Consider the following 14,727-nt stretch of genomic DNA (forward strand, 5'->3'; position numbering starts at 1 on the left):
TTTCCGGCGACTGCGCCGGGTTCTGGGCCACCGCATCGATGCGGTGGCCGCAATCTTTCTTTCATCCGTTTGACCCGCCTTCGACAGCGGGCGTAGAGACCATATGGCGATTGACGAGTTGCTGGACGAGCGCGAACAGGGGGAGCGGGTCAAAGCCTGGCTTCGCGACAACGGTCTGGGGCTGGTGGGTGGCCTGGTGCTCGGCGCCGCCCTGATCGGCGGCTGGCAGTACTGGAAGAACCGCACGTATACGCAGGCGGTCGAGCAGCACGCGGCCTATCAGTCGGCGCTGCTCGACATCCGCGCCGGCGAGTTCGAAAAGGCGTCGCAGACCGTGTCGGCTTTGCCGGATACCGCGTACGGCGAACTGGCCGCGTTGCAGCTGGCCAAGGCGCAGGTCGACAAAGGCGATCACGAGGCTGCGATCGCGACACTCGAAGCGGTCGAGGGCGCCGAGCCCGGCGTGGCCGCGGTCGTGCAGCAGCGCCTTGCGCGGCTGCTGACCGATGCCGGTCGCGGCGAAGATGCGGTCAAGGTGCTGGCCGATGCCGAGGATGCGGTGTCGCTGGAAGCCCGCGGTGACGCGCATTTCGCACTCAAGCAGAACGAACAGGCCCGCGCCGATTACGCGCAGGCCCTGCGCCAGCTCGACAGCGCCGCGCAGCAGCGCGGTCTGCTCGAACTCAAGCTTTCCGAAGTCGGCGGTACGCCGGACGAACCCGAGGTTGAATCCTGATGACCCACCAGACCGCGCGTGGCGCGTCTTCCCATGCGCCGCAACGCCTCGTGCGCATCGCGGCGATCGCGCTCTGCGTGATGACCGTGACCGGCTGCAGCACTGTGCGGGGCTGGTTCGGCAACAGCGAGAAGGCCAACGCCAAGGCGCTGTCCGAGCCCGCGCGACTGACCGACATCGACGAGACGCTCAGCGTTTCGCGCCTGTGGTCGGCGAATGCCGGCAAAGGCGAAGGCCGTCTGGGCGTGCGCCAGTCGCCCGCCGTGGCCGATGGCCGGGTCTATGTCGCAGCGATCAAGGGCGGCGTGCGGGCGTTCGATCTGCAGACGGGCGCCTCGGTGTGGCGCTACGACTCGGACCTGCGGCTGAGCGGCGGCCCCGGCGTGGGCGAAGGCCTGGTCGTGGCCGGCAGTCTGGACGGTGAAGTCGTGGCGCTGGACGCGGCGACCGGCGCGGAGCGCTGGACCGCCAAGGTCTCCAACGAAGTCATCGCCGCGCCCGCGATCGGGCAGGGCGTGGTGCTGGTGCGCTCCAACGACGGCCGCGTGACCGCGTTCGATGTTGCGAGTGGCGAGCGTCGCTGGTTCTGGGTCCGCGAACTGCCGTCGCTGACGGTGCGTGGCAATGATGCGCCGGTGCTCGGCCCGGGTTTCGTGTTCGTCGGCAACGATGACGGCACCATCGCCGCGCTGTCGCTTGCCGACGGCCGCACGCTGTGGGAGCAGGCCGTCGCCCAGCCCGACGGTCGCACCGAGCTCGAGCGCATGTCCGATGTCGACGGCACCCCGGTGCTCGACGACGCCGTGCTCTTCGCCAGCAGCTACCGCCACCGCACGATGGCGTTGGAAGGCCCGAGCGGCCGTCCGCTGTGGGTCAGCGAGCACGGCGGTGCGAATCGTCCCGGCCTGTCGCCGCAGCGCGTGGTCGTGACCGATGCCAACGGCACGGTCTGGGCGCTCGACAAGTACAGCGGCACGGCCGCATGGCAGCAGCCGGCGCTGGCGCGTCGCAACCTGACCGGCGTGGCCATCCAGGGCGATTACGCCGTGGTCGGCGACCTCGATGGCTACCTGCACTGGATGCGTCTCGACGACGGCGAGTTCGTCGCCCGCAAGCGCGCCGGCCGTGATCCGATCCGTGGCGCGCTGGTCGTCGCCGACGGCGTGCTCGTGGTTCAGAACGTGGACGGCAACGTGACCGCCTGGCGCCTGGCGCAGTAATTCCGCCCCAGGTGCGACAATGACGGCCCCGGGCGGACCTCCTGCCCGGGGCCGTGTGTTTCCGGGCCTGCCGGCGCAACACGCAAGACCCATTCGAACGGAATCCGCCCCATGCTTCCCCTCGTCGCCCTCGTGGGCCGCCCCAATGTCGGCAAATCGACGCTGTTCAACGCGCTGACCCGCACCCGCGACGCACTCGTCCATGACGAGCCGGGCGTCACCCGCGACCGCCATTACGGTGTGTGCCGGCTCAATCCCGATGTGCCGTTCGCGCTGGTCGACACCGGCGGCATCGCCGGCGAGAACACGCATCTCGAGAGTGAAGGCCTGGCTGGTCCGACCGCGAAGCAGTCGCGCGCCGCCGCGGCCGAAGCGGATCTCGTGCTGTTCGTCGTCGACGGCCGCGAAGGCGCATCGGCGCTCGACGATGAGATCCTGCGCTGGCTGCGCAAGATCGACAAACCCACGTTCCTGGTCATCAACAAGACCGACGGACTCGACGCGCGCGCAGCCGAGGCCGATTTCTCGCGCTACGGCTTCTCCGACACGCATGCGATCTCGTCGGCGCATCGCCACGGCATCGACGAGCTGGTCGACGAGATTCTCGAAAAGCTGCCGGAAGTGGGCCAGTCCGAGCAGCTCGATAGCGACCCCGACCGCGTCCGCGTGACCTTCGTCGGCCGCCCGAACGTGGGCAAATCAACGCTGGTCAACCGCATCCTCGGCGAGGAGCGGATGATCGCGTCCGAAGTCGCCGGCACCACGCGCGATTCGATCGAAGTCGATCTCGAACGCGATGGCCGCAAGTATCGCCTGGTCGACACCGCCGGCATCCGCCGCAAGTCGAAGGTGGACGAGGCGGTCGAGACGTTCTCCATCATCAAGACCCTGCAGGCGATCGAGCATTCGCAGGTGTCGGTGGTGATGATCGACGCCAGCGAAGGCGTGACCGACCAGGACGCCAGCGTGCTCGGCGCGGTGCTCGACTCGGGTCGCGCGCTTGTCGTCGCGGTCAACAAATGGGACGGCCTCACCGACTACCAGCGCGAGCAGACTGAAGCGCTGCTGTCGCGCAAGCTGGCATTCGTGCCGTGGGCGGAAGCGGTGCGCATCAGCGCCAAGCACGGCTCGGGCCTGCGCGAATTGTTCCAGGCCATCCACCGCGCGCATGCGTCGGCCAACTACAAGTTCGGCACCTCGGAGGTCACCAAGGCGCTCGAGATCGCCTACGAGACCAATCCACCGCCGGTCGTGCGCGGTCACGCGCCGAAGCTGCGTTACGCGCATCCGGGTGGCGAGAATCCGCCGACGATCATCGTCCACGGCAACCGCCTGCGGACGCTGCCCGACAGCTACAAACGCTATCTGGAGAACTTCTTCCGCAAGCGCTTCAAGCTCGTCGGCACGCCGGTACGCTTCCTGTTCCGAGAGGGCGACAACCCCTACAAGGACAAGAAGAACGTACTCAACGATCGTCAGCTGGCGAAGAAGAAGCGACTGATCCGGCACGTCAAGCGCAAGTGATCCCACCGCCGTCCCGCGACACGCTGACCGTCGGCCTGCTGGCCGGCGGTCGCGCGACGCGGCTGGGCGGCCTCGACAAGGCCTGGCTGCTGCGCGATGGCGTGCCGCAGGTCGAACGGCTCCGCGAACGTTTCTCCGGGCATGCGTCGCGCGTGATTGTCAGCGCGAATCGCGAGCTGTCGCGTTACGCCGAGATGGGCATCGACGCCATCCCTGATCGCCATCCGGATACCGGTCCCCTGTCGGGTCTGGACGCGCTCGCGGCTGCGACCACGACGCCGTGGCTGTTCACGCTGCCGGTGGACGCGCTGCATGTCGATGCATCGGTGCTGGCGCGATTGATCGATGGAGCCGGCGACACCGGCGCGAGCGCGGAGGACGACGATGGTCTGCAACCGTTGGTCGCGCTGTGGCCGGTGCCCCCATTACGCGTGGCCGCCGCCGCCGCGCTGACCGGTGACGACTTCTCGGTGCGCGGTCTGCAGCGCGCACTCGGCATGCGGACGTTGCGTTTCTCGCAGGTCCGCTTCGGCAACCTCAACACGCCCGACGATCTGGTCCGGGCCGGAGTCACCCATGACTGAGCCTACGTTCCCGTTTCGCGTGCCTTTCACCGAGGCCTGCGCGATTGTCGATGCCGTCGCCGCCGAGCGTCGCCTGCAGCCGCAGACCGTCTCGCTGTCGCGCGCACATGGCCACGTGCTGGCGCGCGATGTCGTCGCCACCCTGCCGCAGCCGCCGTTCGACAACTCGGCGATGGACGGCTTCGCACTGCGCCACGCGGATCTCGCGACAGACGGTGCGCCGACGCGCCTGCGCCTGACCGGTGAGCAGTTCGCCGGTCCCGACACCGCGCTGACGGTCGAAGCGGGCAGTTGCGTGCGCATCACCACCGGCGCGCCGTTGCCGGCTGGCGCCGACACGGTGGTGATGAAGGAGAACACCGCGCTCGATGGCGACGATGTCATCGTGCAGGTCGCACCGAGACTGGGCCAGCACGTGCGCCGCGCCGGTGAGGATTCGAATGTCGGCGATCTGCTGCTGCAGGCGGGTGACACGCTGACGCCGGCACGCATCGGCCTCGCGGCTTCGCAGGGTCTGGCACAGCTGGATGTCGTCCGGCGGCCGACGGTCGCGGTGTTCGCCACCGGAGACGAGCTCGTCGAGCCCGGCATGTCGCTCGGCCCGGGTCAGATCTACAACTCCAACCGCGACCAGCTGATGGCGCTGCTGCGCGCCGAAGGCCTCGAGCCAGTTGCGTTTCCGACCCTGCCCGACGACGCCGCGCAGGTCACTTCAGCGCTGCGCCACGCCGGCGAAGCCTTCGATCTGGTGCTGACCTGCGGCGGGGTGTCCGCCGGTGAGAAGGATCTGCTGCCCGAACTGCTGCAGCGTCGCGGCCGTGTGCGGATGTGGAAGGTCATGATGAAACCCGGCATGCCGCTGCTGCTGGCCGAAGGCGACACGCTCGGTCCCGCGCTGTTCCTGTGCCTGCCGGGCAATCCGGTATCGGTCCTTGCGACCTGGCTTGCGCTCGGGCGTCGCCTCGTCGACGGTTTGCAGGGCAGGGCGCCGCGGGCGCTGCGACGTGCGCGTCTGGCCTCGGACTGGACCAAGCGACACGAACGTCTCGAACTGCTGCGCGGCCGCTGGTGGATCGACGCCAATGGCATCTCGTGGGTCGAACCGAATCCGGCAGATGGCTCGCACCGCATGCAGGCCGCGGCCGACTCGGATGCGCTGATCGTGCTTGATGCGGGACCGCGCGCCTACGCGACGGGCACACCTGTCGACGTGCTGCCGTACTGACGCCGCTCTGTCGGCGCGCGCTTGCGCGCGATGAGGCTGTCCCGACAATGCCCTCGCGCGCAAGCGCGCTCCTACAGGGTCTTCGGTTGATCGGGCGGCAGCCGCGCGTTCCGTCTCGAGCGTGCGCTTAGCGAGGCGCGGCCTCTGCGTTCCGCGCGATAATCGCGCTATGGCCATCCAGGAACTCACGCCGGCGCAGGCCCGGCAACGCCAGCAGCAGGGCGTGCGCCTGATCGATGTGCGCGACGCGCACGAGCGGCTCACCGGCATGGCCGAGGGCGCGGACGGTATCGATCGCGCCGTGCTCGAAGCCGCGCCGCTGGCCCATGCGCCGGACCTGCAGGCACCGCTGCTGCTGATCTGCCAGAGCGGGCGCCGCTCCATGCAGGCGGCCGAGACGCTGGCCGCGCTCGGCTACACCGACCTCGCGTCGATCGCGGGCGGCACCAGCGCCTGGCAGGCGGACGGACTGCCGACGGTGCTGCCGGACGGCGATGTCGATCTCGACTTCCACGAGCGCTACTCGCGCCACCTCAAACTGCCGGAAATCGGTCTCGCCGGCCAGCAGCGGCTCGCCGAGGCAACGGTGCTGGTGATCGGCGCGGGTGGCCTCGGGTCGCCGGCTGCGTACTACCTCGCTGCGGCGGGCGTCGGCACGCTGCGGATCGCGGACGACGATGTGGTCGACCGCAGCAATCTGCAGCGGCAGATCCTGCATGCCGAAGACCGCATCGGCCAACCGAAAGTGCAGTCGGCGGCGACAACCCTCGGCGCGCTCAACCCGCGCACGCGCATCGAAGCTGTTGCCGAGCGCGTGACCAGTGACAACGTCGACCGGCTGCTCGATGGCGTCGATCTGGTGCTCGACGGCGCCGACAACTTTCCGGTGCGCTATCTGCTCAACGATGCCTGTGTGCTGCACGGTGTGCCGCTGGTCTACGGCGCGGTGCATCGCTTCGACGGACAGGTCAGCGTCTTCGACGCCGGCCGCCGACGCGGCGAATGCCCTTGTTATCGCTGCCTGTTTCCCGAACCGCCGCCGGCCGAAGCTGCGCCGAACTGCTCGGAAGTCGGCGTACTCGGCGTATTGCCGGGTGTGATCGGCCTGCTGCAGGCGACCGAAGCGCTGAAACTGTTGCTGGGTATCGGCGTGCCGTTGGCTGGTCGTCTATTGCAGTTCGAAGCGCTGCGCATGCAGTTTCGCGAGACGCGACTGTCGCCCGATCCTGACTGTCCGGTCTGCGCACCGGGCCGCGCGTTCCCCGGCTATATCGACTACGCCGCGTTCTGCGCGGGCTGAGTGCGCGAGCGGACCCGCCCTTCACGTGCGACTGGGGCACGATGGCGGCAGCCGCGTGTCCCGCGCGGAATGGACGCCCCCGATGCGATCGATGCGCCACCTGTTGCTGCTCGTCTGCCTGCTGCTGTCCGCGCCGCTGACCGCGTTGGCGGCCGACCCCTGTCCTTTGTTGCGTGCGCAAGTCGCATCGCCCGATCCTGCGACCCGGCTCGCCGCTGCCGCGTGCGAAGAGCATCTGCTGTGGCACCGGCCTTTCATCGATGTCGAAGGCCGCTATGCCGGCTCGACGGTGCGCGAGGCCGAGACCGCGTTGTTGACCAATGGCGAACAGGCCTGGCGACGCGTCGCCGGTTACTGGCGCGGCGCGGATCAGCTGTCGCAACTCCAGCATCGTCCGGGCGCCTACGACTGCATGTTCGCCCCGACGAGCAGCCAGCCGTCGCCGGCCTGCCGCAGTTTTCTCGTCGACGTGCCGTGGTCGGCCGCGTTCGTGTCCTGGATCGCGCGGCGCGCGACGCTGCCGGGCTTCAGCGGATCGCCAAGCCATGTCGACTACGTGCGCAACGCGTACCGCAGCCCGGAGACGAACGCGTATCGCGTCGCCAATCCGGTCACGGCGCGTCCCGCCCGTGGCGATATGCTGTGTTACGTGCGCGCCGCCAATCGCGTGTTCGGTTTCTCCGGGCTCGCCACGTTGCTCAGCAGCGAAGAGGGCGGGCTGGGTATGCATTGCGACATCGTGGTCGGCGTCGAGGGCGGGCAGGCGCAGCTCGTCGGCGGCAATGTGCTCGACGGCGTGACGATGCGGCTGATGCCACTGACCGCGGGTGGGCAGTTCGCCGCGCTGGCACAGCGCAGTCTCGACGACCCACCGTGCAGCCCCGACGCCCCGCAGGCCTGCGATGCGAACCGGCAGGACTGGGCGGTGCTGTTGCAGTTGCGGCCGGCCAACGAACTCGCCGGCTTGCAGCCTTCGCCGGGCCTGTATGTCGCGCCGGCGCCGATGCCGGTCGGGCCGGACGTGCTGCAGCCGGGTCAGTCGACGCCGCGTCCGCAGACCGCACCGTGCTGTGTGGAGTGCAGCGTGGGCGATGGCTTGCCGCGGTGCCCGGGGGTGTGAGGCCTGCGCTTCCAGATGAAGCCCTGTAGGAGCGCGCTCGCGCGCGAAGGGGCTTTCCGGCGACGTTTCTCGCGCGCAAGCGCGCTCCTACAAAGAAAGGCCCGCATTTGCGGGCCTTTCTTGTTCCGATCAGGCTGATCTTTTCGCCGCCAACTGCCTCAGCACGTCATGCAGCAGACCGCCATGGTGGGTGAGTCGGGCGCGCTGCAGCCGGGTCAGTCGACGCCGCGTCCGCAGACCGCGCCGTGCTGTGTGGAATGCAGCGTGGGCGATGGCTTGCCGCGGTGTCCCGGGGCTTTGAGGCTTACACGTCATTGTAGGAGCGCGCTCGCGCGCGAAGGGCTTTCCGGCGACGTTTCTCGCGCGCAAGCGCGCTCCTACAAAGAAAGGCCCGCATTTGCGGGCCTTTCTTGTTCCCATCAGGCTGATATTTTCGCCGCCAACTGCCTCAACACGTCATGTGGCAGACCGCCACGGTGGGTGAGCCGGGCGCGCTCGCTCGCCCGATCCGGAGTCAGGCGGCTTTCTTTGCCGCCAATTGACGCAGCACGTAGTGCAGCAGACCCCCATGACGGAAGTACTCGACTTCCTTCGGCGTCAGCAGCAGCACGTCGACCTCGAAGCGGATTTCGGTGCCATCCGCGCGTGTGGCCACGATCTGCGCGGTCTTCGACTTGCCGTTCTCAAGACCGGTAAGTTCGACCGTCTCCGAGCCGTCCAGACCGAGGCTCTGCGCGTTGTCGCCATTGCGGAAGCTGCACGGCAGCACGCCCATGCCGACGAGGTTGGAGCGATGGATGCGCTCGAAGCTCTCGGCGATCACGGCCTTCACGCCCAGCAGGTTGGTGCCCTTTGCCGCCCAGTCGCGCGACGAGCCGGTGCCGTATTCCTTGCCGGCGAACACCACCAGCGGCACGCCGGCGGCCTTGTACTTTTGCGCGGCGTCATAGATCGACAACTTCTCCGGTTCTCCGTCGCCGAAGTACAGCGTGTTGCCGCCTTCCTCGCCGCCGAAGAACAGGTTCTTGATGCGGATGTTGGCGAAGGTGCCGCGCACCATGACGTCGTCGTTGCCGCGGCGTGAGCCGTAGCTGTTGAAGTCGGCCGGCTGCACGCCGCGGTCCTGCAGGAAGCGGCCCGCCGGTGAATCGCCCTTGATGTTGCCGGCCGGGGAGATGTGGTCGGTGGTGATCGAATCGCCGAACAGGCCCATGATGCGCGCGCCGTGGATGTCGTCGATGCTGCCGACGTCCATCGTCATGCCGTCGAAGTAGGGCGGGTTCTTGATGTAGGTCGAGGCCTCGTCCCATGCGTAGAGATCGCCGTCGGGCGATTCGATCGTGTTCCAGCGCGTGTCGCCCTTGAACACGTCGGCGTAGTTCTTGGCGAACATCTCCGGCCCGATCGTCTTGGCGATGAAATCGCCGATCTCCTGGTTGGTCGGCCAGATGTCGCGCAGATAGACCGGATTGCCGTCCGCATCCTTGCCCAGCGGATCGTGGGTCAGGTCGATATCGACCGTACCGGCGATCGCATAGGCGACGACCAGCGGCGGCGAAGCGAGATAGTTCATCTTCACTTCGCCGTGGATCCGGCCTTCGAAGTTGCGATTGCCCGAAAGCACTGCCGAGACCGCCAGATCGTTCTCGGCGATGCCCTTCGACACCGCGTCCGGCAGGGGGCCGGAGTTGCCGATGCAGGTCGTGCAGCCATAGCCGACGACGTAGAAGCCGAGCTTCTCCAGATCGTCGAGCACGCCGGCTTTCTCGAGGTAATCGGTGACCACCAGCGAGCCCGGCCCGAGCGAGGTCTTGACCCATGGCGCGGCCTTCAGGCCCTTGGCCGCCGCGTTGCGCGCGAGCAGGCCGGCGCCGAGCATCACCGCCGGGTTGGAGGTGTTGGTACACGACGTGATCGCGGCGATGACGACCGAGCCGTCGGTCAATTCGTGTTCGCCATCATCGAGCGTGATCGTCGACACCGGCCGCGCGGCGAGACGTTCGGCCTGCGGCTGGCCGCCGCCTTCCTTCTCAAATCGGTCGACCTGCGGATCCTCGCTGCTGGCCTTGCTGCGCTTGGCGATCAGCGGGCCGACGTTGTCGCGGAAATTCTGCTGCACGTTTTCCAGCAGCACGCGATCCTGCGGACGCTTCGGGCCGGCCAGCGACGGACGCACGTCGCCCATGTCGAGCTCCAGCACGCTGCTGTACTCGGCTTCGGGCGCGCCGGGTTCGTGCCACAGCTGCTGCGCCTTCGCGTACGCCTCGACCAGCGCGATCTGCTCTTCGCTACGGCCCGACAGGCGCAGGTAGTTCAACGATTCCTGATCAATCGGGAAGATGCCGCAGGTCGCGCCGTATTCGGGCGCCATGTTGCCGATCGTCGCGCGGTCGGCCAGCGGCAGATGCTGCAGGCCTTCGCCGAAGAACTCGACGAACTTGCCGACCACGCCGTGCTTGCGCAGCGTCTCGGTGACCGTCAGCACAAGATCGGTCGCGGTCGCGCCTTCCGGCATGCGGCCCTTTAGCTTGAAGCCGACGACCTGTGGAATCAGCATCGACGAGGGCTGGCCGAGCATCGCGGCCTCGGCTTCGATACCGCCGACGCCCCAGCCGAGCACGCCGATGCCGTTGATCATCGTGGTGTGCGAGTCGGTGCCGAACACCGTGTCCGGGTATGCCCAGGTCGAGCCATCCTCGCGCTCGGCGGTCATCACCACGCGGGCGAGATGCTCAAGATTCACCTGGTGGACGATGCCGGTATTGGGCGGCACCACCTTGAAGTTGTCGAACGCCTTCTGGCCCCAGCGCAGGAAGCCGTAGCGCTCCTTGTTGCGCTGGAACTCGATCTTGCCGTTGAGATCCAGTGCATCGGGGCGGCCGAACACGTCGACCTGCACCGAATGGTCGATCACCAGCTCCGACGGGATCAGCGGATTGATCTGCTCCGGGCGACCACCCAGACGTACCACCGCGTCGCGCATCGCCGCGAGGTCGACGACGCAGGGAACGCCGGTGAAATCCTGCAGCACCACACGCGCGGGCATGAAGGCGATCTCGGTGTCCGGCTCGGCCTTCGGGTCCCACTTCGCCACCGCCTCGATGTGGTGCGCGGCAACGGTCTCGCCGTCCTCGTGGCGCAGCAGGTTCTCGAGCAGGATCTTCATCGAGTAGGGCAGGCGGGCGATGTCGAACTGCTTGCCCAGCGCCGGCAGGCTGGCGTACTTCAGCCGGCGCCCGCCGACTTCGAGTTCGGCGTGGGTGGAAAAGGAATCGGTCATTCGGGGCTCCTGTCGCGGGGTGCTGGCGATGACGGCGCGTGGCGGTCACAGCGTGCGGGGACGGGTTCGATGCGACGGCTACCGATAGGCGGAACGAGTCGGAGGCCTGCGGATCGATCAGCAGAGTGTAGGCCGATCCACGTGGCGGATTTGTGCTCGCGCCGGGACGCATCGTGTTCTGGGAGTGCGGCAGGAGCCGACGCGGCAGGCGTCACGCGCGGCTTCACCACCGCATCGGCGCGAGTGCCGGCCCCAGTACTCGGTTTGGGTATGCGCAGTCAGGTATGTATAATCTGCGCATACCGCATCGGAGCCCGTCATGGAAGCCACCGTCGCCGAGCGTGGCCAGATCACCCTGCCCAAGGCCGTGCGCGATGCGCTGGGCCTGAGCAAGGGCACGATCCTGAAGGTCGAACTGGAAGGCAGCCGCATCGTGCTGCGCAAGAGCGTTGACGACGCCGTCTCACGCGCCCGCGGCCGTTTCAAACTGGAAGGCTTCGACGACACCGACGCGGCGATGCGCGCAGTGCGCGGCCAGCCGGCCGGCGAGCCCGAGGCCGGAATCGCGCACGATGGAGACGCCGACCGGTGATCGCCGTCGACGCGCCCGTGCTGGTGGATCTACTGGCCGACGGCCCGCAAGCCGACGCCGCCGAGGCCTGCCTGCGTCAGCACTTGAGCGCAGGGCCGGTCGTCGTCTGCGACGTCGCATTGGCCGAGATCTGTGGCGCGCTGCACGACGGCGCAGAGACGATGGCGGTGCTCGAGGACATGGGCGTACGCTTTTCGGCGATCGAAGCCAAATCGGCACTACGCGCCGGCGAGATGCAGCGGCGCTCCTGGCAACGCGGCGACATCGCCGGCCGCCCCTCGCGCGATTTCCTGGTCGGGGCGCATGCGCTGTTGCAATGCAATGGGCTGATCACCCGCGACGACGCGTTTTTCCGCACCTATTTCAAGGGTCTCAAGCTGATCGTACCGTCGGCCTGAGACCGGTTATCCCGGTACCACACGAACAAGACTCTGGAGTTGCCTGCATGTTGGAAGCCTACCGCCACCACGTTGCCGAGCGCGAAGCGCTGGGCATCCCGCCGCTGCCGCTCGACGCCCAGCAGACCGCCGACGTCATCGAACTGCTGAAGCATCCGCCGGCCGGTGAAGAGGCCTTCCTGCTCGACCTGCTGACCCACCGCGTGCCCGCGGGCGTCGACGACGCCGCCAAGGTCAAGGCCTCGTATCTCGCCGCGATCGCGTTCGGCACCGAGCGCAGTGCGCTGATCACCCGCGCGCGTGCCACCGAACTGCTGGGCACGATGCTCGGCGGCTACAACGTGCAGCCGCTGGTCGATCTGCTCGACGATGCGGACGTGGGCGCGATCGCTGCCGAAGCGCTCAAGCACACCCTGCTTGTGTTCGATGCGTTCCACGACGTCGAAGAGAAGTCCAAGGCCGGCAACGCCAACGCCAAGGCCGTGATTCAGAGCTGGGCCGACGCCGAGTGGTTCACCAGCAAGCCGGAAGTGCCGCAGTCGATGACGCTGACGGTGTTCAAGGTGCCGGGCGAGACCAACACCGACGACCTGTCGCCGGCGCCCGACGCGACCACGCGCCCGGACATCCCGATGCACGCGCTGGCGATGCTGAAGAACAAGCGTGACGGTGCAGCGTTCGAACCTGAAGAAGACGGCAAGCGCGGTCCGATCCAGGCCATTCGCGATCTCAAGGACAAGGGCCATCTCGTCGCCTACGTCGGTGACGTGGTCGGTACCGGTTCGAGCCGCAAGTCGGCCACCAACAGCGTGCTGTGGTGGACCGGCGAGGACATCCCGTTCATTCCGAACAAGCGCTTCGGCGGCGTGTGCCTGGGTTCGAAGATCGCGCCGATCTTCTACAACACGATGGAAGATGCCGGCGCGTTGCCGATCGAACTCGATGTGTCGCAGATGGAGCAGGGCGATGTCATCGAACTGCGCCCGTATGACGGCAAGGCGCTCAAGGACGGCACCGTCATCGCAGAGTTCCAGGTCAAGTCCGAGGTGCTGTTCGATGAAGTGCGCGCCGGTGGCCGCATTCCGCTGATCGTCGGCCGTGGCCTGACCGCCAAGGCGCGCGAGTCGCTGGGCCTGCCGACGCTGGAGCTGTTCCGCCTGCCGCAGCAGCCGGTCAATACCGGCAAGGGCTTCTCGCTGGCGCAGAAGATGGTCGGCCGTGCGATCGGTCTACCGGAAGGCCAGGGCGTGCGTCCGGGCACCTATTGCGAGCCGCGCATGACCTCGGTGGGGTCGCAGGACACGACCGGTCCGATGACCCGCGACGAACTCAAGGACCTCGCGTGCCTCGGCTTCAGCGCGGATCTGGTGATGCAGTCGTTCTGCCACACCGCGGCGTATCCCGAGCCGGTCGACGTCAAGACGCATCACACGCTGCCGGAATTCATCTCCACGCGTGGCGGCATCTCGCTGCGTCCGGGTGACGGCATCATCCACAGCTGGCTCAACCGCATGCTGCTGCCCGACACCGTCGGCACCGGTGGCGACTCGCACACGCGCTTCCCGATCGGCATCTCGTTCCCGGCGGGCTCTGGCCTGGTCGCGTTCGCGGCCGCGACCGGCGTGATGCCGCTCGACATGCCGGAGTCGGTGCTGGTCCGCTTCAAGGGCAAGATGCAGCCCGGCGTGACCCTGCGCGATCTGGTCAACGCGATTCCGCTGTACGCGATCAAGGCCGGTCTGCTGACCGTCGCCAAGCAGGGCAAGAAGAACATCTTCTCCGGCCGCATCCTCGAGATCGAAGGCCTGCCGGATCTGAAGGTCGAGCAGGCATTCGAACTGTCCGACGCCTCGGCGGAGCGTTCCGCGGCCGGCTGCACGGTGCATCTCGACAAGGCGCCGATCATCGAATACATCACGTCGAACATCGTGATGCTGAAGTGGATGATCAGCGAAGGCTACGCCGACGCCCGGTCGATCCAGCGCCGCATCGAGAAGATGGAAGCCTGGCTCGCCGATCCGCAGCTGCTCAAGGGCGACGCCGATGCCGAGTACGCCGCGGTCATCGAGATCGACCTGGCCGACGTGCACGAGCCGATCGTCGCGTGCCCGAACGATCCGGATGACGTCAAGACGCTCTCCGAAGTCTCCGGCGCGGTCATCGACGAAGTCTTCATCGGCTCGTGCATGACCAACATCGGTCACTTCCGCGCAGCGTCCAAGCTGCTCGAAGGCAAGCGCGACATCCCGACCAAGCTCTGGGTCGCGCCGCCGACCAAGATGGACGCCGCCGAACTGACCAAGGAAGGCCACTACGGCACCTTCGGCGCCGCCGGTGCGCGCATGGAAATGCCGGGCTGTTCGCTGTGCATGGGCAACCAGGCGCAGGTGCGCGAAGGCGCGACGGTGTTCTCCACGTCCACCCGCAACTTCCCGAACCGCCTGGGCCGCAACTCGAACGTGTATCTGGGCTCGGCGGAACTCGCTGCGATCTGCTCGCGTCTGGGGCGCATTCCGACCAAGGCCGAGTACATGGCCGACGTGGGCGTGCTGGATGCGTCGGCGACCGAGATCTACCGCTACATGAACTTCGACCAGATTTCGGAGTACGTGGACGCGGGCGAGAAGACCGCCGCCTGACGGCAGCGGTTTGCGGACGCGAAAAACCCGGCCTGGTGCCGGGTTTTTCGTGTCTGCGCTTTGGTGATGCGTGCCTGCAGGACGCGCGCTGTCTGGTGCGCCGACCCGC

11 protein-coding genes are annotated in these 14,727 nt (G+C 67.5%); 10 read left to right on the plus strand and 1 reads right to left on the minus strand.

What is annotated here, in order from left to right:
- Nucleotides 1-103 precede the first annotated feature (103 nt).
- The 7 genes from J2X52_RS04460 (at nucleotide 104) to J2X52_RS04490 (ending at nucleotide 7,709) form a co-directional block, all read left to right on the plus strand.
- Nucleotides 104-736, plus strand: coding sequence for a tetratricopeptide repeat protein (locus tag J2X52_RS04460; protein ID WP_310149318.1), 633 nt, complete (start codon nucleotides 104-106; stop codon nucleotides 734-736).
- Nucleotides 736-1,956: an outer membrane protein assembly factor BamB gene (bamB, locus tag J2X52_RS04465; RefSeq protein WP_310149321.1), complete on the plus strand. Its 1,221-nt coding sequence runs from the start codon at nucleotides 736-738 to the stop codon at nucleotides 1,954-1,956. Before J2X52_RS04460 ends, bamB begins: the two co-directional genes overlap by 1 nt.
- Nucleotides 1,957-2,067: 111 nt before the next feature.
- Nucleotides 2,068-3,480, plus strand: a complete 1,413-nt coding sequence (gene der, locus J2X52_RS04470) for a ribosome biogenesis GTPase Der (RefSeq protein ID WP_310149324.1) — start codon at nucleotides 2,068-2,070, stop codon at nucleotides 3,478-3,480.
- Nucleotides 3,477-4,064: a molybdenum cofactor guanylyltransferase gene (locus J2X52_RS04475; RefSeq protein WP_310149327.1), complete on the plus strand. Its 588-nt coding sequence runs from the start codon at nucleotides 3,477-3,479 to the stop codon at nucleotides 4,062-4,064. Before der ends, J2X52_RS04475 begins: the two co-directional genes overlap by 4 nt.
- Nucleotides 4,057-5,289 (plus strand): gephyrin-like molybdotransferase Glp, encoded by a 1,233-nt coding sequence (gene glp, locus J2X52_RS04480; RefSeq protein ID WP_310149330.1) that lies wholly within the window; start codon nucleotides 4,057-4,059, stop codon nucleotides 5,287-5,289. Before J2X52_RS04475 ends, glp begins: the two co-directional genes overlap by 8 nt.
- A gap of 169 nt (nucleotides 5,290-5,458) precedes the next feature.
- The gene (moeB, locus tag J2X52_RS04485; protein WP_310149333.1) at nucleotides 5,459-6,589 is read left to right on the plus strand and encodes a molybdopterin-synthase adenylyltransferase MoeB; all 1,131 of its coding nucleotides are present in this window, start codon (nucleotides 5,459-5,461) and stop codon (nucleotides 6,587-6,589) included.
- 82 nt (nucleotides 6,590-6,671) lie between these two features.
- Nucleotides 6,672-7,709, plus strand: coding sequence for a DUF2272 domain-containing protein (locus J2X52_RS04490; RefSeq protein WP_310149336.1), 1,038 nt, complete (start codon nucleotides 6,672-6,674; stop codon nucleotides 7,707-7,709).
- A gap of 514 nt (nucleotides 7,710-8,223) precedes the next feature.
- On the opposite strand, the gene acnA is transcribed toward J2X52_RS04490, so the two are convergent.
- Nucleotides 8,224-10,989, minus strand: a complete 2,766-nt coding sequence (gene acnA / locus J2X52_RS04495; protein ID WP_310149339.1) for an aconitate hydratase AcnA — start codon at nucleotides 10,987-10,989, stop codon at nucleotides 8,224-8,226.
- A gap of 319 nt (nucleotides 10,990-11,308) precedes the next feature.
- Here acnA and J2X52_RS04500 point away from each other — a divergent pair, with 319 nt between their 5' ends.
- Genes J2X52_RS04500 through acnB form a run of 3 tightly spaced genes read left to right on the plus strand, consistent with a single transcriptional unit; the run spans nucleotide 11,309 to nucleotide 14,618 of the window.
- Nucleotides 11,309-11,581 (plus strand): AbrB/MazE/SpoVT family DNA-binding domain-containing protein, encoded by a 273-nt coding sequence (locus J2X52_RS04500; RefSeq protein ID WP_310149342.1) that lies wholly within the window; start codon nucleotides 11,309-11,311, stop codon nucleotides 11,579-11,581.
- Nucleotides 11,578-11,979, plus strand: coding sequence for a type II toxin-antitoxin system VapC family toxin (locus tag J2X52_RS04505; protein WP_310149344.1), 402 nt, complete (start codon nucleotides 11,578-11,580; stop codon nucleotides 11,977-11,979). Before J2X52_RS04500 ends, J2X52_RS04505 begins: the two co-directional genes overlap by 4 nt.
- A 47-nt stretch (nucleotides 11,980-12,026) precedes the next feature.
- On the plus strand, nucleotides 12,027-14,618 hold the full coding sequence (gene acnB, locus J2X52_RS04510) for a bifunctional aconitate hydratase 2/2-methylisocitrate dehydratase (protein ID WP_310149347.1): 2,592 nt from the start codon (nucleotides 12,027-12,029) through the stop codon (nucleotides 14,616-14,618).
- Nucleotides 14,619-14,727: the final 109 nt, after the last annotated feature.

This window comes from Luteimonas sp. 3794, from assembly GCF_031456825.1.
GTDB lineage: Bacteria > Pseudomonadota > Gammaproteobacteria > Xanthomonadales > Xanthomonadaceae > Luteimonas.